Source organism: Marinibaculum pumilum (assembly GCF_042646425.1).
Classification (GTDB): Bacteria; Pseudomonadota; Alphaproteobacteria; order Ferrovibrionales; family Ferrovibrionaceae; genus Marinibaculum; species Marinibaculum pumilum.
Genome location: NZ_JBHRTR010000037.1, coordinates 44,471 through 62,499 on the forward strand (window position 1 = coordinate 44,471; position 18,029 = coordinate 62,499).

Below are 18,029 nucleotides of genomic sequence, written 5' to 3' on the forward strand. Positions count from 1 at the left end.
CGGCCCCATTGGCCTATCCCAGCGGCTGGCCGATCACGTCGGACAGGGCCGCCAGATAGTCGCGGAATGCCCGGCGGCCGGCCTCGGTCAGCCGCAGGGTGGTCAGCGGCTTGCGGCTGACGAAGCTCTTGTCGACGGCGACATAGCCGGCCTCTTCCAGCTTGCGCAGCTGCACCGACAGGTTGCCCTGGGTGACCTCCAGCGCCTCCTTCATCTCGGTGAAGCTGGCCGCCTCGGCATTGGCCAGATAGGCCATGACGCCGAGCCGCAGGCGGCCGTGGATCACCTCGTCGATCCTGCCGATATCCGGCGGTGCCATGAAGATGGCCCCCTCTCCGGTCGCGGTCAGGACCGGCCGCTGCCGGCAGCCCGCAGCAGGGCGAGGCCGGGCAGGGCCATCAGCAGGTAGAGCGCCAGGGCGAAGACCAGGAAGTAGGCGCCCTGCCGGTCGATCAGGGCGCCGGCCGCCAGGGCCGCCGCGAACCAGCCGGCCGCCACGGCACCCATCCAGAAGCGCCGCGCCAGCGCCGCGAACAGGTACCAGACCGCGCCCTGGAAGGCGCTGACCACCACCGGGAAGAGCAGCCAGACCTCCGCATTGCCGGTCCGCATCATGACCAGGGCGAAGGCCGCTGCCGCGGCGGCATTGGCGAAGCCCACGCCGGCGAAACCGGCGGCGATGGCGCGGTTTGCGGTGCCCCGAACCTCCAGCTGGTGCCGGTTCGTCCAGACGGTCGCCGCGATCAGGCCGAAGAACAGGATATTGGCGACCACCGCTGCCCAGCCGTGAACATCGCCCAGCGGCAGGACCCCCGACAGGTCGGCCGCCACCAGAAGCACCTGGGTGCCGTAGATCAGTCCGGCGGCCCCGTAGAGCAGGCCGCCGATGCGCATCCCCGGCCGCCGGTCCTCCAGCACGCCGCGCAGATAGGCGAGATCGTCCCGCCCCGCCTCCGGATTGCCCGCCATCATGGCTGCATCCCCCTCTCATCAAACACCAACTAGTTTATAATATAAACAAGTTGGTGTTTGGTCGCAATAGCGTGGAAGGATTTGCGGCGCTGCCGGAGGGCGGAATGCGGACGCGCGGCGCTGCGGGCCGCCGCGCCGGCCCGGCCTCAGTCGTACTCGATCTCGGCCGTCGCCTTGCCGCGGAAGATCCAGTAGACGAAGCAGGTGTAGATCAGGACGATCGGCAGCAGGATCGCCATGCCGTGCAGCATGAAGGTCTGCGCGGCACTGACCGACGCGGCGTCGTAGATCGTCACCGACGGCGGGATGACATAGGGCCAGAACGAGAAGGCGAGCGCCACGAAGGCCAGGCCGAAGCCGGCCGCCGCGGCCCAGAACGGCATCAGTTCCTGGCGGCGGTCGACGCTGCGCCACAAGAGCCAGGCGGCGACCAGCCCGCCCAGCGGCAGCAGCAGGAATTCCGGGTTGCGCCACCAGCGCTGGCCCATATGCGAATAGTCGATCAGCATCCAGAGCACGCCGACCAGCAGGAACAGCGAGACAACGATCATCAGCGGCCGGATCCGCCGGTAGGACCATTCCTGCAGCCCGCCCTCGGTCTTCAGGACCAGCCAGGTCGCGCCCAGCAGCATGTAGCCGGCCATCAGGCCGAAGCCGCAATAGAGGCTGAAGGCGTTGAACCAGATGAAGGGGCCGCCGGCATACTGCCCGTTCTCGATCGGCAGGCCCTGCATCAGGGTGCCCAGCGCCGCGCCCTGGCAGAACGATGCGACACCGGAACCGAGCACGAAGCCCAGGTCCCAGATCGTCCGATAGCCGCCGGTCGCCTTGTAGCGGAATTCGAAGGCCACGCCGCGCATGATCAGCGCCATCAGCATGATGATCACCGGCAGGTAGAGCGCCGGCAGCAGCGAGGCGTAGACGACGGGAAAGGCCGCGAACAGGCCGGCGCCGCCCAGGATCAGCCAGGTCTCGTTGCCGTCCCAGATCGGCGCGACGGAGTTCATCATCACCCGGCGGTCATGTTCGCTGTCCGCCACCCCGAACAGCATGCCGATGCCCAGGTCGAAGCCGTCCAGGACGACGTAGATCAGGAAGCCAATCGCAAGGATGCAGGCCCAGATCACGGCCAGTGTCGGATCGACGGTCATGACGGCTCTCTCCCAAGCGCCCGGCCCGTGCCGGGATGCAGCGGCCCGCTGCCCATCTGTTCCAGTGCCCGCTGCCGGGCCACGCTATTCGCCGATGCCGAGGCTGGTCTCCCGCGGGACCGCCAGCGGCCGTTTCGAGGAACCCAGCTGTCCGGAATCGTCGATCGGTTCGTCGTCCGGCTGCGGGCCGTAGCGGACCATGCGCAGCATGTACCAGGCGCCGGCCGAGACGATCGCCAGGTAGAGGATGACGAAGCCGGCCAGTGAGACGATCAGGTCGAACAGGGTCAGCGGCGAATGGGCGTCCTCTGTGCGCAGGTGGTTGTAGACCACCCAGGGCTGGCGCCCGACCTCGGCCGTGTACCAGCCCGCGATCACCGCGATCCAGCCGACCGGGAAGCAGGCCACCACGACCCAGAGGAACCAGCGGCTGGTATAGAGCCGCCCGCGCGCCTGCAGCAGCATGCCGTACCAGGCCACTGCCAGCATGATCACCCCCATGCCCACCATGATGCGGAAGGTGAAGAAGGGGATGACCACCGGCGGCCGGTCCTCCGGCGGGAAGCTCTTCAGGCCCGGTTCCTCGGCACTGCAGTCGCCGGCGTCGATGCAGGACCCCAGCACCGGGATGTCGATCGCCAGGATGTTGCGCTCCTGCGACGGCAGCGGGATGCCGATGATGGTCAGGGAGGCGGGCTGCTGCGTTTCCCAGCGGGCCTCGATCGCGGCCAGCTTGGCGGGCTGCGTTTCGTTGATCTCCGTCCCGTTCAGATGGCCGAAGACCATCTGCACCGGCACCAGCACCGCGGCCAGGCCCAGCGCCATCGTCACCATGATCTTCGCCTGCCGCGGCGACCGGTTCTGCAGCAGGAACCAGGCCCCGGTCGCGGCCGCGACGAAGCAGGTGGTCAGGTAGGCGCCGAACAGCATGTGCGGGAAGCGCATCCACACGGCGTAGGAGAAGATGATGTCGTACCAGCTGGTCGGCAGGAAATAGCCGTTGGCGTCCAGTTCGAAGCCGACCGGGGTCTGCATCCAGGTGTTGTTCACCATGATCCAGAAGGCCGACAGGGTGGTGCCGATCGCGACCATGCAGCAGCACAGGAAATAGGCCCAGGGCGGCAGCCGGTCGCGGCCGAACAGCACCACCCCCAGGAAGGTCGCCTCCAGCAGGAAGGCGGTCACCACCTCATAGGCCAGTAGTGGTCCCTGGATATTGCCGGTCTTGCCCGACAGCACCGACCAGTTGGTGCCGAACTGGAACGCCATGACGATGCCGAACACGACGCCCATGCCGAAGGACACGGCGAACAGCTTGATCCAGAAGTTGAATACCCGGCGATAGTCGGCATTGCCGGTGAACAGATGCAGGCCTTCCAGGGTCGCCAGCCAGGCGGCCAGGCCGATCGTCAGGGACGGGAAGATGATGTGGAAGGTGACGGTGAACGCGAACTGAAGCCGCGACAGGAGTACCAGTTCGGTTTCCATGCTTCCCCCGTGCCCGCACGGACCTGCCGGTCCATGCCAGGTTCCCCCAAGATCCCGCCGCCGGCCCGGTCCGCCGGTCACCGCGGCGCCTTGTCGTCGCCGTCGCCGTCGGTCCGTCTGTTTGGCCTTGCCCCGCCGGACGTTCGCTGGGAAGTTTCGCAAAAGCGGTGCAGCGCAGCAAGCAGCGCAGGCCCGGTGCGGCATCTGGGCCGGCCGGTGCCGCAAATTCGGACAAGCCGGCGCAACGGTGGCGAAGGGGCAGGCGATGACGGAAGCGGTACAGCAGGCGCCGGGGACACATCCGGTCGACATGGAGCGGCCCTGGCCGTTCGTCCCCTTCGGCGCCAACCTGACTGTCGACCGCGCCGAGGGGCCCTATCTCTACACGCCGGAAGGGCAGCGCATCCTCGACGCTGCCGGCGGCGCGGTGGTCGGCAATATCGGCTATGGCCGCGCCGACGTAACGGAGGCGATGGCCGCCGCGGTGCGCCGCTTCGGTTATGTCGTGCCGCCGTTCCAGACCGACAGCCGGCTGCGGCTGGTGGAGCGCCTGCGCGACCGCTGGCTGCCGCCCGGCCTGGACCGGGTGCACCTGAACAGCGGCGGCACCGAGGCGATGGAGGTGGCACTGAAGCTGGCGCGCCAGGTCCATGTCGCGCGCGGCGAGCCGCAGCGCCGGGTGGTGATCGGCCGCGACCTGTCCTATCACGGCGCCAGCATCATGACCCTGGCGGTCGGCGGCCATGCCGAACGCCGCGCCGGCTTCGAGGACTGGCTGCCGGACTGGCCGAAGGCACCGCCGCATTACTGCCTGCGCTGCCCGCTGGGCCTCAGCCGGCCGACCTGCGGCACCGCCTGCGTCGATGCGATCGACCGACTGATCGGGGAGACGGGGCCGCAGAATGTCGCCGCGGTGATCGCCGAGCCGGTGGTCGGATCCTCCGGCGGCTCCTTCGTCCCGCCCGACGACTACTGGCCCCGCCTGCGCGAGATCTGCAGCCGGCACGGCGTGCTGCTGATCGCCGACGAGGTGATGTCCGGCTTCGGCCGCACCGGCGCGAAGTTCGCCGTCGACCACTGGAACGTGGTGCCGGACATCCTTGTCGGCGGCAAGGGGATGAGCGGCGGCTATGCGCCGATCGCCGGCGTCTATGCGGGCGAGGAACTGGCCCGCCCGCTGGCGGAGACCGGGCAGCAGCTGATGTACTACACCTATGGCGGCCATCCTGCCGCCTGCGCTGCCGCGGATGCCGTGCTGGAGATCATGGAGCGCGAGGACATGGTGGCGCGGGTGGCGGCGCTGGAGCCGCGGATGGAGGCCGCCCTGGCGCCGCTGCGGCAACATCCGAACGTTGCGGAGGTGCGGGGCAAAGGCCTGCTCTGGTCGATCGAGATGGTGCGCGACCGCGACACGCTGGAGCGCTTCCCGGTGGAGGCGGGGCTGAGCTTCAAGGTGGTGTCGGAAGGCCTGTCGCGCGGCGTGTTCTTCTATCCTGGCGGCACGAAGGTGCATCGGGACATCGTCACTCTGGGCCCGCCCTTCGTGGTGACGGAAGCGGATATCGACCTGATCGGCGCGGTGCTGCGCGAGTCGATCGATGCCGCGGTGGCGGCCTGCGGTTGAGACCGGACCGGGGGATGGCATGACGGCCGACGGGCTTCTGCAGGATATCGCCGCTGGCGAACGGCTCGACCTTGCCGACACCGCCCCCGACGGCGCCGGCAGCGCCTGGCTGGGCGCCCTGCTGGGCGAGATGGTGGCGCGGCGCCTGCCGGGCCGGCAGGTCCGCTGGACGTCGGAGGGCCTGTCCTTCGTGACCGCGCCGGATCCCGGCAGCCGGGTCGAGGCGATGGCCGAGGTCGCAGCCAGCGATCCGGTCCCTGGCCCGGCGGCCGCCCGGCGGGTCACCCTGGACTGCCATTGCAGGGATGCCGGCGGCCGGGTGCTGATGCAGGGACGGATCGTCGTCGAGGCGGCACCGCCAACGGTCGCGGGCGACGGTCCGGCACGGCCGCATTTCCTGCACGACCTGGTGCAGCGGGCCGCCGGTTTCGGGCCGATGCGGCTGGGCGTCGTGCATCCCGTCGATGCCGCCGCGCTGCAGGGCATGGCCGATGCCGCCGCCGCCGGGCTGATCGACCCGGTGATCTATGCGCCCCGCCACAAGCTGGACGCGGCGGCGGAGGCAGCGGGCCTGGATCTCGGCGGCTTCGACCGCAAGGACGTGCCGCACAGCCATGCCGCGGCGGAGGCGGCAGTAGCGGCGGTGCGGGACGGCGGCCTGGCCGGATTGATGAAGGGCAGCCTGCATACCGACGAACTGATGGCGGCGGTGGTCGACCGCCGGGACGGGCTGTGCACCGACCGGCGGATTAGCCATGCTTTCTGCCTGGACGTGCCGCTTTATCCGCGGCCGCTGTTCGTCGCCGACGCGGCCATCAACATCGCCCCCGACCTGATGCAGAAGCGCGACATCGCCCGCAACACCATCGACCTGGCCCATGCCGTCGGCATCGCCGAACCGAAGGTCGCGATCCTGGCGGCGGTGGAGACGGTCAACCCGCGCATGCCGGCCACCCTGGACGCCGCCGCGCTGTGCAAGATGGCCGATCGCGGCCAGATCGCCGGCGCGCTGCTGGACGGACCACTGGCGTTCGACAATGCGGTTTCCGTCGCGGCGGCGGAGACCAAGCATATCCGGTCGCCGGTGGCGGGGCAGGCCGACATCCTGCTGGTGCCTGATATCGAGGCCGGGAACATGGTCGCCAAGCAGCTGGAATATCTGGCCGGGGCCGAGGCGGCGGGGCTGGTGCTGGGGGCCTCCGTTCCCGTTGTCCTGACCAGCCGCGCCGACGGGCCGGCGGCGCGGCTTGCCTCCTGCGCGCTGGCGGTGATGCTGGCCCATGCCCGCAGCCAGGGCATGCTGGTGAAGCCGGCGGATTGACGACCGGCGACGGGGGGAGGGCCGTGACCCGGGCGATCCTGACCATCAATGCCGGCTCCTCCAGCGTGAAATTCTCCGCCTATGCGCTGCCAGAGGATGTGCCGGAGGCCGAACCGGCGGAGATCGGCCATGGCCAGGTTTCCGGCCTCGGCGGCGGCGGGGTGCCGGCCCGCTTCGAGGCCTTCGAACCCGGCCCGGACGGGCCGGTGGGGGTGGCGGACGACAGCCTGCCGGCAGGGGCCGGCAACCATCGCGCGGCGCTCTCGGCGATCCTGGACTGGCTGCCGGGGCATGTGCATGGCGCGCAGGTCGTCGCGATCGGCCACCGGGTGGTGCATGGCGGCCGCGATTTCGCCGCGCCGCTGCTGCTGGATCCTGCCGCGATCGACCGGCTGCGCGCGCTGGTGCCGCTGGCGCCGCTGCATCAGCCGCACAACCTGGCGGCGGTCGACGCGGTCGCCGCCCTCTATCCCGCTCTGCCGCAGGTCGCCTGCTTCGACACCGCCTTCCATCGCAGCCAGCCGGAGCGGTCGCGGCTGTTCGCGCTGCCCTATGCCTGGTTCGAGGCGGGCATCGAGCGCTACGGCTTTCACGGCCTGTCCTACGAATTTGTCGCCGGCCGCCTGCCGGAGCTTCTGGGCCGGGAGAAAACCGGTCGGGTGGTGGTGGCGCATCTGGGCAACGGTGCCAGCCTCTGCGGCATGGTGGACGGCGTCTCCCAGGCCACCAGCATGGGCTTCACCGCCCTGGACGGGCTGCCGATGGGCAGCCGCTGCGGCCAGATCGATCCCGGCGTCCTGCTCTACCTGATGGACGCGGAGGGCTTCGACAGCCGGCGGCTGAGCGACCTCTTGTACCGGGAGTCGGGCCTGAAGGGCCTGTCCGGCGGGATCTCCGACATGCGGGCACTGCTGGCCGATGGCGGCACGGGCGCGCGCCGCGCGGTCGGCTATTACGTGGAGCGCGTGGCCCGCGGCGTGGCCGAGATGGCCGCCGCGATCGGCGGCATCGACGCCCTGGTCTTCACCGCCGGCATCGGCGCCCATGCCGCGCCGGTGCGGGCGGCGGTGCTGCAGCGGCTGGCCTTCCTGGGCTTCCGCCTGGATCCGGCCACCAATGACGGCCATGGGCCGCGGCTGACCCTTCCGGGCGACGGCCCTTCGGCCTGGGCGATCGATACCGACGAAGAATGCATGATCGCCCGGCACACCCGCGACGTGGTCGCGGGCAATGCCGGGCGGGGGAACTGACGCCGCCTCAGCCCCGGGGCTTGTGGCGGTAGGCGTCCGCCGGCACCGGCACCAGGTTGTCGGTGCCGGGCGGCTGCCAGTACAGGCTGAGCGCCGCGGTGCCCTTGCGCTGGAAGTACTGGATGTCGAGCGGATACCAGCCCGGTTCGCTGACCGTCATCGTGCCGGGCTCGGAGAAGCGGTCCCGGTGCACGTCGGGATCCTCCAGGATCTGCTTGCCGTCGATGAAAACCCGCACGCCGTCGTTGGACTTCGCCACGAAGGCATAGTCGCCGGGCTGGGCCAGGTGGATGAAGCCGGTGATGAACATCACCACCTTCTCCTCGACGCCGGAGGCGAAGACGTCCTGGTTGCGGAAGGTATGGTCCAGAAAGGGAATCGGCTCCGCCTTCCAGCCGGAGGTCGTGATGTCGTCCCAGGGCACCTCGTCCAGGTGGCGCACGCCGCCATAGGTATAGTCGTAGGTCGCGATCAGGCCGGGCTGCAGCCCTGCGCCGTCGCTGCCGGCGGCGAGGGCGGCCGACCCGCCGGCCAGGGCGAGCCCCAGCAGGGCGGCGCCGGCGATGGCGGCACGGGCACTGCCGATCGGTACGGCGAGGGCGGGCAGGAAGGCGTTGGAACGGGCCATGATCCTCTCTCCGGTTTCGGGACACTGCGCACAGGTACAAGCAAGAAATCCGCCAGGAGACTAGCGGAGCCCGCCCGGCTTTGCACGGCGCTGCCGGCACCGGGCCCGCCGGCCGGCTTGACGGACGGGCGGGCGGGCGCACACTCCGCTCCCGAAAAGACACAAGCGGCAACGACAGCGACAAGGCATTTAAAGGGGGATACGCATGCTGCATCTCAGACAGGTCTGCCTCGTGGCGCGCGACCTCGCGCCGGTGGAGGAGGACATCGCGGCGATCCTCGGCCTCTCGCCGGCCTATCGCGATCCCGCGGTGGCGAAGTGGGGGCTGGAGAATGCGGTCTTTCCCGTCGGGACACAGTTCCTGGAGGTGGTGGCGCCGACCGCGGCGGACACACCGGCCGGGCGTTTCATGGATCGTCGCGGCGGCGATGCGGGCTACATGGTGATCCTGCAGACCGACGATCAGGCCGCCTACCGCGCCCGTGCCGCAGCGGCACAGGTGCGCACCGCCTTCGAGTTCACCGACGAGGGCGATGGCTATTCCTGCTGGCAGCTGCATCCGCGGGACACCGGTGCGGCCTTCCTGGAGATCGACCAGCAGCGCGGCAACGATCCGACCGGCGGCTGGCATCCGGCCGGCCCGGACTGGGAGGCGCACAAGCGGACCGACCGGGTCACCGGCGTCAGTGCGGTCACCCTGACCGCGGCCGACCCCGAAGCGCTGGCCGCGCGCTGGCAGGCCGTTTTGGACCGCCCGCTGGTGCGCCGCGACGATGTGCTCGTGATGGCCCTGGACAATGCCGAGCTGCATTTCGCGCCCGCGCCGACCGACGGCAGCGGGGAGGAGATGACCGGCATCACCTTCCGGGCCGCCGATGCCGGCAGCGTGCGGGCGACCGCGGCGGGCCGCGACCGTGCCGGGCCGGACGGCGCGGTCTATCTGTGCGGCGTGCGGCTGGAATTCGAACAGTGAGTGGCGCCGGTGGCGGGGTGCTCACCGCCTATGTCGACGTCAAGAGCCCCTATGCCTATCTGGCCCTGGACCCGACCCGGAAGCTGGCCCGGGATTGCGGCGTGACGTTGGACTGGCTGCCGCTGACCCTGAACATCCCGGACTATCTGGGCAGCGCCCGGCTGGATGCTGACGGTCGGGTGATCGAGCAGGACCGGACCGCCCATCAATGGCGCAAAGTGAAGTATTCCTACATGGATGTGCGCCGCTACGCCAACCTGCGCGGCCTGACGATCCGCGGCACGCAGAAGATCTGGGATTCCTCGATCGCCTCGATCGCCATGCTCTATGCGCGCGGGCAGGACCGGGCGATCGTGGACCGCTTCCTGGACCTGGCCTTCCCGCCGTTCTGGCGGCGGGAACTGGATATCGAGGATGCCTCGGTGATCGCTGGCCTGCTGGCGGAAGCCGGGGCCGACACGGCCGGTTTCGCGGCCTGGCTGGCCGGGCCAGGGCGGGCCATGCACGACAGCCTGCGGGCGGAGGCGGAGGAAGCCGGCGTCTTCGGCGTGCCGTTCTACCGCTGGCAGGACGAGGGCTTCTGGGGGCGGGAGCAGCTTCCGCTGGTCCGCTACCGCATCACCGGGGAACTGCCGGCCAATGCCGCCGATCTGGGCATGTCGCCGGTTGACAGCGGCGAAGGGGCTGGCTAGAAACCGCGGCTCGGAACGGCGTGCGCCGGTGCGGACGGGGGCGACCCCATCCCCGGCGCGCGTTTTTTTGTCCGGTTTTCGGTTGTTTCTGGTTTCGGTTGGGTCCGGTCATGAAAGTCATCAATTCGCTGAAGTCGGCGAAGAAGCGCGAGCGTAACTGCCGCGTCATTCGCCGCCGCGGTCGCGTCTACGTCATCAACAAGAAGAACCCGCGCTTCAAGGCCCGCCAGGGCTGAACCCCCTGGGGCTGAGGCATTCAGGGTTGACGATCCGGTCCTGTCCCATCGTTGCGGGACTGTGCGGGTCTTGCGCGCGCTGACGCGCCACGGGACAGGTCTGTCCCGGCGGGAGCAGGATTCGCCGCAGCCCGATCCCACATTCTGATCCCACATTCTGATCCAGGTATCCGGCCGCCGGCATTCCCGGCGGCCTTGTCATGCGGGGCGCCGCCGCCCCATCATCCTCCGAAGACAGAGAAATCGGGCGAAGCCGGAATCCGGTCCTGTCGCCCCCGGGTCAAGCCGCGAAGCGGCGGGAGGTGATCGTGCAGATGCCGGAACCGGACCAGGCGGCAATCGCCGCCCGGCCGCGGCTGCTGGAAGGCTTGCGCCGCATCGTGCCGGCGGACAGCGTGATCGCCGACGATGCCTCCCTCGGCGCCTTCGAGAGCGACGGCCTGACCGCCTATCGCCAGCGCCCGCTGGCCACCGTCCTGCCGGAGACAGTCGACCAGGTCGCGGCGATCCTGAAGCTGTGCCAGGACCTGGGCATCAAGGTGGTGCCGCGCGGTGCCGGGACGTCGCTGTCCGGCGGCGCGCTGCCGCTGGCGGACGGGCTGCTGCTGGGCATGGCGAAGTTCAACCGGGTGCTGGACATTGACCTGGAGAATCGCTGCGCGGTGGTGCAGCCCGGCGTCACCAACCTTGGTGTGACCCAGGCGGTGCAGGATCTGGGCTACTACTACGCCCCCGACCCGTCCAGCCAGATCGCCTGCACCATCGGCGGCAATGTCGCGGAGAATTCGGGCGGCGTTCACTGCCTGAAATACGGCCTGACCACCAACAACATCCTGGGTGTCGAGCTGGTCCTGATGACCGGCGAGGTGCTGCGCCTGGGCGGCCGCCACCTGGATGCCGGCGGGCTGGACCTGATGGGCCTGGTCTGCGGCTCTGAAGGGCTGCTGGGCGTGATCACCGAGGTGACCGTGCGCATCCTGCCGAAGCCGCAGAGTCAGGCAGCGCTGCTGCTGGCCTTCGACGCGGTGGAAGCGGCCGGCGCTTGTGTGGCGCGGGTGATCGGTGCCGGCATCGTGCCCGCCGGGATGGAGATGATGGACCGGCCGGCGATCCACGCCGCCGAGGATTTCGTTCATGCCGGCTATCCGCGCGACGCGGAGGCATTGCTGATCGTCGAGCTGGACGGCCCGGAGGAGGAGGTGGCCGAGAGCATCGCCGAGGTGGAGGCGATCGCCCGGACCTGCGGCGCCACCTCCGCCCGGGTGTCCGGCAGCGAGGAGGAGCGTCTGGCCTTCTGGGCCGGGCGCAAGGCGGCCTTCCCGGCGGTCGGCCGGATCTCGCCCGACTATTACTGCATGGACGGCACGATCCCGCGCGCCCGGCTGTCCGAAGTGCTGACGCGGATGAACGAGATGTCGGCCCGCTACGGCCTGCGGGTCGCCAACGTGTTCCATGCCGGCGACGGCAATCTGCACCCGCTGATCCTGTACGATGCCAACGCGCCCGGCGAGCTGGAGCGGGCGGAGGCGTTCGGCGCCGAGATCCTGACCCTCTGCGTCGAGGTCGGCGGGGTGCTGACCGGCGAGCATGGCGTCGGCGTGGAAAAGCGCGACCTGATGGGCACCATGTTCGATGCCGGCGACCTGGCGCACCAGGAGCGCATGAAATGCGCCTTCGACCCGGACCATCGGCTGAACCCGGGGAAGATGTTCCCGGAGCTGCATCGCTGCGCGGAACTGGGCCGCATGCATATCCATCGCGGCCAGATGCCGTTTCCCGATATCCCGCGCTTCTGATGTCGGCGGCTTCCCCGGCGCATTTCGGCCCGCAGCATGAAAACCAGGTCCGCGAGGCCGTGGCCTGGGCGGCGGCGGAAGGCGTGCCGCTGGCTGTCCGCGGCCGCGGCAGCAAGGAGGGGATCGGGCGGCCGGTGCAGGCCGGCGCGACCCTGGATCTCTCGAGCCTCAGCGGCATTCTGCTCTACGAGCCGGAGGAACTGGTGCTGAGCGCCGCCGCCGGCACCTCGCTGGCGGAGGTGCAGGCCGCCCTGGACGATCGCGCGCAGCAGCTGGCCTTCGAACCCTTCCGGCCCCAGGCGCTGCTGGGTGCTGCCGATGCCGGCAGCCTGGGCGGCTGCCTGGCGGTCAACCTTGCAGGCCCCCGGCGGCCGCAGGCGGGGGCGGCGCGCGACCATTTCCTGGGCGCCCGCGCCGTGTCCGGCCGTGGCGAGGCCTTCAAGACCGGCGGGCGGGTGGTCAAGAACGTCACCGGCTACGACCTCTGCAAGCTGCTGGCGGGCTCCTTCGGCACCCTGGCGGTGATGACCACGGTCACGGTGAAGGTGCTGCCCCGGCCGAAGAAGACCCGCACCCTGCTGCTGTTCGGCCAACCGGTGGAGGCGGCCGGAGCCGCGATGCGCCGGGCGATGGGCGCGCCGCTGGATGTCAGCGCGGCGGCATGGCTGCCGGCCGGGCTGGCGGCCGGCTGCGGCGTGGACCGCGCCGCCGCTCCCGGCACGGCCGTCACCGCCCTGCGCCTGGAGGGCACCGCCATCTCGGTCGCCGAGCGTTGCGCGGCGCTGCGGCGCCTGCTGGGCGGCGGGGCGGAGATGGAGGAACTGCACAGCCACAACTCGGCCGCGTTCTGGGCCGCGGTCCGCGATGCCGCGCCGCTGGCGGCACCGGCCGAGCGGCCGGTCTGGCGCATCGCCCTGCCGCCGACCGGCGGTCCGTCCTTCCTGGCGGCGGCGGAGGCGGAGGGCCTGCTGGGCGACGGCGCCGCCTTCCTGGACTGGGCCGGCGGGCTGGTCTGGCTCGCCGCCGCGGCTTCTGCCGCGGACGGCCATGCCGCGGCCCTGCGCCGGCTGCTGCAGGCCCATGGCGGCGGCCATGCGACCCTGCTGCGCGGGCCGGAGGCGCTGCGCCTGGCGGTGCCCGTCTTCCAGCCCCAGGCGCCCGGCCTGGCGGCGCTGGCGGAGCGGATCCGGGCGGGGATGGATCCGCAGGGGGTGCTCAATCCCGGCCGGCTTGCGGCCGATCCGCCCGGCGCCGGCGGCTAGGGGCGAGGGAGAGGCGATGCAGACCCATTTCAGCCTGGCGCAGCTGGCGGATCCGGCGACCCGGGAATCGGAACAGATCCTGCGCAACTGCGTGCATTGCGGCTTCTGCACGGCGACCTGCCCGACCTATGTCCTGCTGGGCGACGAACGCGACAGCCCGCGCGGCCGCATCTACCTGATCAAGGAGATGCTGGAGGGCGGGGGAACGCCCGACCCGGCCACCGTCACCCATATCGACCGCTGCCTGTCCTGCCTCAGCTGCATGACGACCTGCCCTTCCGGCGTGCACTACATGCATCTGGTCGACCATGGTCGCGCCTATGTGCAGGAACATTACCGGCGGCCGGTTGCGGAACGTGCGCTGCGCGCGCTCCTCGCCGCGGTACTGCCGCGCCCCGGGCTGTTCCGGCTGGCGATGCGGGGCGCGTCCCTCGCGCGGCTGGGCCGGGGATTGCTGCCGCGCGGGGGTGCGCTGGCGGCACGTCTGCGGGCCATGCTGGAGCTGGCGCCGGAGGCGCTGCCGCCGGCGCAAGCGCTGCCCGGCGGCAGCGTCTTTCCGGCGGAGGGGCCGCGGCGGCGGCGGGTCGCCCTGCTGGCCGGCTGCGTGCAGCAGACGCTGGCGCCGCAGATCAACGCGGCGACGATCCGCCTGCTCACCCGTCATGGCTGCGAGGTGGTGGTGCCCGACGGCCTGGGATGCTGCGGCGCCCTGGTCCACCATCTGGGGCGCGAGGCGGATGCGCATGCCGCGGCGCGGGCCAATGTCCGGGCGCTGCGGCGGGCGGAAGCTGCGGGCGCCTTCGATGCCCTGCTGGTCAATGCCTCCGGCTGCGGCACCATGCTGAAGGATTACGGCTTCCTGCTGCGCGAGGATCCGGAGCTGGCCGGCGCGGCCGCGGATCTGGCTGCGCGGACGCGGGACATCAGCGAATTCTGCGCCGCCGGCGCGGCAGAGGGGCTGGACCTGTCGGCGGCCCGCGCGCCGCGGCCGCTGCGGGTGGCCTATCACGCGGCCTGCTCGCTGCAGCACGGCCAGAAGGTGGTTGCCGCGCCGCGGCGGCTGCTGGCGGATGCCGGCTTCGAGCTGCGGGAGATCGCCGAGGGGCATCTGTGCTGCGGTTCGGCCGGGACCTACAACATCCTGCAGCCGGAACTGGCGGGCCGGCTGCGCGACCGCAAGGCCGGCCATGTCGGGCGTACCGGCGCCGATGTCCTGGCCACGGGCAATATCGGCTGCCTGACCCAGCTGGCGCCGGTCCTGGAGATGCCGGCGGTTCATACGGTGGAGCTGCTGGACTGGGCGACCGGCGGGCCGGCGCCCGCAGGCCTCGACCTGGTGGCCGGCCCGCTTGCCGCGGCGGGGTAGTGGCAGGGGGGATAGCGGTAGCGGAATAGCGTCATCTTGCCGGCCGCAGGGCGGCACCCTACCATCAGGGCATGACCCAGAAACCTGCTGCTGCCATGACGGCTGTCATGGGTCTGGCGGTGCTGCTGCCGGCCCTGGCTTTCACACCCGCCGCCGCGGACGAGACCGCCGCGGCGACGCCTGCACCCGACGCCGCAGAGGCGGAGACACCGAGCCGCGCGGAGCGGCTCAACAGGCTGTACGAAACCCTCCGCGAAAGCGGCAACCGCGCCACTGCGGAACAGGTGGAGCAGCGAATCCTCACCCTTTGGGCGGAATCCGGCAGCCCCACTGCCGACCTGCTGCTGGGCGCCGGTACCCGGCTGATGAACGATGGCGACCTGGCCCACGCCATGGACCTGTTCTATGCCGTGATCGAGCTGAAGCCCGACTTCGCGGAGGCCTGGAACAAGCGCGCGACCCTCTACTACCTGCTGGAGGAGTACGAGCTGTCGCTGGCGGATATCGAGAGGGTGCTCGAGCTGGAGCCCCGCCATTTCGGCGCGCTGTCCGGCCGCGGCCTGATCATGGACGAACTGGACCGCAAGGCGGAAGCCTATGAGGCCTTCCGCCGGGCGCTGGCGGTCAACCCGTTCATGCCTGGCCTGAAGTCGCGGGTCGAGGCGCTGCAGCCCGTTGTCCGCGGCCGCAAGATCTAGGCAAGATCTAGACGCGCCTGAACGTTCCCTTGTTCATCGCGCCGCGGGGCTGTCCCGCGGACATTGCGGTCACCCGGCAGCGCCGCGAGTCGGTGCTGCGGGCGGCGCCTTCGGAACGGCGGCGGGCAGCAGGACGGTCGCGATCGTGCCCCGACCGGGGCTGCTGTCGATCCTTAGCCGACCGCCGAGCAGCTTCGCGACATGGTCGCAGAACGGCAGACCGAGGCCCGTGCCGCCCTTGCGATGCACCTGCCCGAACGGTTCGAGGGCGACCGCGATGCCGGCGGCATCCATCCCCGGCCCCCGATCCTCGACCGAGAACCAGCGGAAGCCCTCGGCCTCGCCGGTGGCCATTCGGACCGTGGCCCCTTCGGGGCTGAAGCGGATCGCGTTGGACAGCAGGTTGATGGCGACCTGGCAGAGCCGTCGCTGGTCGCCGATCACCATCCGGGCCGCGCGCTCCGAAGCGACGGACAGGTCGACCCGGACGCCGTGCTGCGCGGCGAGCGGCGACAGCGCGGTCAGCGCCTCCTGCAGCACCGCGGCAAGGTCGACCGGCAGCCGGTCGAGCTGCATCTCGCCGGCTTCCGCCTTTGCATAATCGAGGATGTCGTTGACCAGGCCGAGCATATGCTCGGCGCTCTGCCGCAAGGCCGCATGATACCGGGGATGCTCCTCCGCCTCGCCGGCAGGCGACATCTCCAGCAGTTGCAGATAGCCGAGCATGCCGTTCAACGGCTGCCGCAGTTCGTGGCTCAGGGTGGCGAAGAAGCGCGAGCGGGCCTGTTGCGCCGCTTCCGCCTTGCGCCGCGCCGTGTCGAGGGCGGCGAGGGTTTCCGCCCTCTGGATCGCGTGCAGGATGGTCTGGGCGGCCTGCCTGCCGTTGGTTTCGCCCTTTTCCAGATAGGCCTGGGCGCCGATCTCGATCGCGCGCAGCCCCACGGATTCCTCGTCCAGGCCGGTCAGGACGACCAGCGGCAGGTCCCGGCAGAGGCTGCGCACGGCCTCCAGGGTTTCCAGGCCCTGATAGGGTCCCAGGCCAAGGTCGGTGACCACGGTGTCGAAGCGGTCCTGCCGCAGCGCCGCGGCGGCAGCTTCCATGCCATTGGCGACGGTGATCTCGAAGCGGTGCAGGCGCCAGTCGCCGATCATGTCGGCGAAGATCTCCGCGTCTTCGGGATCGTCCTCGATCAGCAGGACGCGGATCCCATCGCCCACCGGCTTCATGGCGATGCGTCAGCCGCGCGGCGCGGCACAGGTGACGAAGGTCTGCTGTTCGCCGTCGCTGTTCGGCCGGCGCTCGATCGTCACCAGGCCGCCGGGTGCGAAGGTGCATTCCCCGACCGGCACCCAGGTCGACCGGACGGTGACCGTCAGCGTGTCGGTGCTGGGGATGCCGCGCATGCAGAAGCGGCCGAAGGTCTGCTCCGCGATCCGCATCTGCTGCGGCGGCCCGTCGCCGATCTGCAGGCGGATCGGCCAGGAAAAGTCGGTGGTGTTGTTGATGTCCGCGCAGGGCGTTCCCGACTGCGCGGCCGCGGGCTGCTGGGCGGCGAGGGCAAGCAGCATTGCGCCCAGGCCGGCACACAATGTCAGCGCGGGCCGTCTGGCGGCTGCGGCGTGTCGCTTCATTTCATCGCCTCCCTGCATCTGAGGATCTGGGCGTTCAGGATCCCGGGTCCGCAGAGCCGCAGCCGGCGCTACTGGCCGGGCGCCCGCATGTCCAGGGCATCCAGGTAGAGGTCCAGCAGCGCCTCCTGTTCGGCGCGGTCGGCCTTGTCCATCTTACGGATGCGGATCACCTGGCGCAGGATCTTGGTGTCGAAGCCATGCGCCTTGGCTTCGGCATAGACCTGCTTCACATCCTCCGCCAGGGCCTGCTTCTCCTCCTCCAGGCGCTCGATCCGGGCCACGATCTGGCGCAGATGCTCGCCTCCGAAATTGTCGCCGCCCGATTTCGGCGCGTCCGAATGCTCTGCCATCAACCACTCCATCCTGCGGGACACAGGTTCCCCATTGACTAACCTGGCCGGCGATCAATCTGCCCGGGACCGTTCTCCGGCGGTGCGGCCATGGGATCGTCACAGGGTCCCTGACGGCGCAGCGCCGCCCGCGTCCGGAAGCGCGGGCTTTTAGCCCGCGCCCGGCATGGCCGCAAGCACCGGAGGCGAGTCGACCGGAACGGCCCGCCGGTATCTGCAGGTCTGCCGGCGCAGCTCAGTGGCCGCCCTGGGCGTTCATCTTCGCGACCTGTTCCGGGCTGGCCTCGCTCTGATGCTTCGCCTTCCATTCGGCATAGGGCATGCCGTAGATGATCTCGCGCGCCTCTTCCTTGCCCATCTCCTGACCGCGGGCCTGGGCGGCCTCCTGGTACCAGTTCGACAGACAGTTGCGGCAGAAGCCGGCCAGCCCCATCAGGTCGATGTTCTGGACCTCCGGCCGCTCGCGCAGATGCTCCACCAGGCGGCGGAAAGCCGCGGCCTCCAGTTCGGTGCGTGTGCTGTCGTCCATCCTTGCATCCTCCTGCCGATCGCCGGGCCGTCGGCCGGCCCATCGTTGCACATAGGTGGGG

The 18,029-nt window shown here is 70.4% G+C and carries 19 protein-coding genes; 10 read left to right on the forward strand and 9 right to left on the reverse strand.

Annotation, left to right across the window (positions count from 1 at the left end; translation table 11 throughout):
- Positions 1-13: 13 nt before the first annotated feature.
- The 4 genes from ACFOGJ_RS23490 to ACFOGJ_RS23505 form a co-directional block, all read right to left on the reverse strand.
- On the reverse strand, positions 14-319 hold the full coding sequence (locus ACFOGJ_RS23490; RefSeq protein ID WP_379905216.1) for a winged helix-turn-helix domain-containing protein: 306 nt from the start codon (positions 317-319) through the stop codon (positions 14-16).
- 26 nt (positions 320-345) lie between these two features.
- Positions 346-972: a hypothetical protein gene (locus ACFOGJ_RS23495; RefSeq protein ID WP_379905416.1), complete on the reverse strand. Its 627-nt coding sequence runs from the start codon at positions 970-972 to the stop codon at positions 346-348.
- Between the two features lie 146 nt (positions 973-1,118).
- Positions 1,119-2,123 (reverse strand): cytochrome d ubiquinol oxidase subunit II, encoded by a 1,005-nt coding sequence (cydB, locus tag ACFOGJ_RS23500; RefSeq protein ID WP_379905218.1) that lies wholly within the window; start codon positions 2,121-2,123, stop codon positions 1,119-1,121.
- An 84-nt stretch (positions 2,124-2,207) separates the two neighbouring features.
- Positions 2,208-3,611, reverse strand: a complete 1,404-nt coding sequence (locus tag ACFOGJ_RS23505; RefSeq protein WP_379905220.1) for a cytochrome ubiquinol oxidase subunit I — start codon at positions 3,609-3,611, stop codon at positions 2,208-2,210.
- Positions 3,612-3,876: 265 nt separating this feature from the next.
- On the opposite strand from ACFOGJ_RS23505, the gene ACFOGJ_RS23510 reads away from it, so the two are divergent.
- From ACFOGJ_RS23510 to ACFOGJ_RS23520, 3 genes are read left to right on the forward strand one after another with little or no spacing between them, the layout of a single operon-like run.
- The gene (locus tag ACFOGJ_RS23510; RefSeq protein WP_379905222.1) at positions 3,877-5,235 is read left to right on the forward strand and encodes an aminotransferase family protein; all 1,359 of its coding nucleotides are present in this window, start codon (positions 3,877-3,879) and stop codon (positions 5,233-5,235) included.
- A gap of 19 nt (positions 5,236-5,254) precedes the next feature.
- Positions 5,255-6,556, forward strand: a complete 1,302-nt coding sequence (locus tag ACFOGJ_RS23515; protein WP_379905224.1) for a bifunctional enoyl-CoA hydratase/phosphate acetyltransferase — start codon at positions 5,255-5,257, stop codon at positions 6,554-6,556.
- A gap of 23 nt (positions 6,557-6,579) precedes the next feature.
- Positions 6,580-7,806 carry an acetate/propionate family kinase gene (locus ACFOGJ_RS23520; protein WP_379905226.1) on the forward strand — a complete coding sequence of 409 codons (1,227 nt, stop codon included), beginning with the start codon at positions 6,580-6,582 and terminating at the stop codon, positions 7,804-7,806.
- A gap of 7 nt (positions 7,807-7,813) precedes the next feature.
- Here the strand turns inward: ACFOGJ_RS23520 and ACFOGJ_RS23525 are convergent, their stop codons facing one another.
- Positions 7,814-8,434 (reverse strand): PA14 domain-containing protein, encoded by a 621-nt coding sequence (locus ACFOGJ_RS23525; RefSeq protein ID WP_379905228.1) that lies wholly within the window; start codon positions 8,432-8,434, stop codon positions 7,814-7,816.
- A gap of 205 nt (positions 8,435-8,639) precedes the next feature.
- Here ACFOGJ_RS23525 and ACFOGJ_RS23530 point away from each other — a divergent pair, with 205 nt between their 5' ends.
- The 7 genes from ACFOGJ_RS23530 (at position 8,640) to ACFOGJ_RS23560 (ending at position 15,457) form a co-directional block, all read left to right on the forward strand.
- A complete protein-coding gene (locus tag ACFOGJ_RS23530; RefSeq protein ID WP_379905230.1) occupies positions 8,640-9,407 on the forward strand; it encodes a VOC family protein in 768 nt (255 codons plus the stop codon).
- Positions 9,404-10,099, forward strand: coding sequence for a DsbA family protein (locus tag ACFOGJ_RS23535; RefSeq protein WP_379905232.1), 696 nt, complete (start codon positions 9,404-9,406; stop codon positions 10,097-10,099). The genes ACFOGJ_RS23530 and ACFOGJ_RS23535 overlap by 4 nt, the downstream gene beginning before the upstream one ends.
- A 110-nt stretch (positions 10,100-10,209) precedes the next feature.
- Positions 10,210-10,335, forward strand: coding sequence for a type B 50S ribosomal protein L36 (gene ykgO, locus ACFOGJ_RS23540; RefSeq protein ID WP_379905234.1), 126 nt, complete (start codon positions 10,210-10,212; stop codon positions 10,333-10,335).
- 308 nt (positions 10,336-10,643) lie between these two features.
- Entirely contained in the window at positions 10,644-12,131 is a 1,488-nt protein-coding gene (locus tag ACFOGJ_RS23545) for an FAD-linked oxidase C-terminal domain-containing protein (protein ID WP_379905236.1), read from the forward strand.
- Entirely contained in the window at positions 12,131-13,393 is a 1,263-nt protein-coding gene (gene glcE, locus ACFOGJ_RS23550; protein ID WP_379905238.1) for a glycolate oxidase subunit GlcE, read from the forward strand. Before ACFOGJ_RS23545 ends, glcE begins: the two co-directional genes overlap by 1 nt.
- Positions 13,394-13,409: 16 nt before the next feature.
- On the forward strand, positions 13,410-14,759 hold the full coding sequence (gene glcF / locus ACFOGJ_RS23555) for a glycolate oxidase subunit GlcF (protein WP_379905240.1): 1,350 nt from the start codon (positions 13,410-13,412) through the stop codon (positions 14,757-14,759).
- 95 nt (positions 14,760-14,854) lie between these two features.
- A complete protein-coding gene (locus ACFOGJ_RS23560) occupies positions 14,855-15,457 on the forward strand; it encodes a tetratricopeptide repeat protein (protein WP_379905242.1) in 603 nt (200 codons plus the stop codon).
- A 69-nt stretch (positions 15,458-15,526) separates the two neighbouring features.
- Here the strand turns inward: ACFOGJ_RS23560 and ACFOGJ_RS23565 are convergent, their stop codons facing one another.
- From ACFOGJ_RS23565 to ACFOGJ_RS23580, 4 genes are all read right to left on the reverse strand, one after another.
- On the reverse strand, positions 15,527-16,684 hold the full coding sequence (locus ACFOGJ_RS23565; RefSeq protein WP_379905244.1) for an ATP-binding response regulator: 1,158 nt from the start codon (positions 16,682-16,684) through the stop codon (positions 15,527-15,529).
- A gap of 9 nt (positions 16,685-16,693) precedes the next feature.
- Positions 16,694-17,089, reverse strand: coding sequence for a hypothetical protein (locus ACFOGJ_RS23570; RefSeq protein WP_379905246.1), 396 nt, complete (start codon positions 17,087-17,089; stop codon positions 16,694-16,696).
- Between the two features lie 68 nt (positions 17,090-17,157).
- Complete coding sequence (locus tag ACFOGJ_RS23575; protein ID WP_379905248.1) at positions 17,158-17,439, reverse strand: DUF2312 domain-containing protein; 282 nt, start codon at positions 17,437-17,439, stop codon at positions 17,158-17,160.
- A 235-nt stretch (positions 17,440-17,674) separates the two neighbouring features.
- Positions 17,675-17,968 carry a DUF1244 domain-containing protein gene (locus ACFOGJ_RS23580; protein WP_379905250.1) on the reverse strand — a complete coding sequence of 98 codons (294 nt, stop codon included), beginning with the start codon at positions 17,966-17,968 and terminating at the stop codon, positions 17,675-17,677.
- Positions 17,969-18,029: the final 61 nt, after the last annotated feature.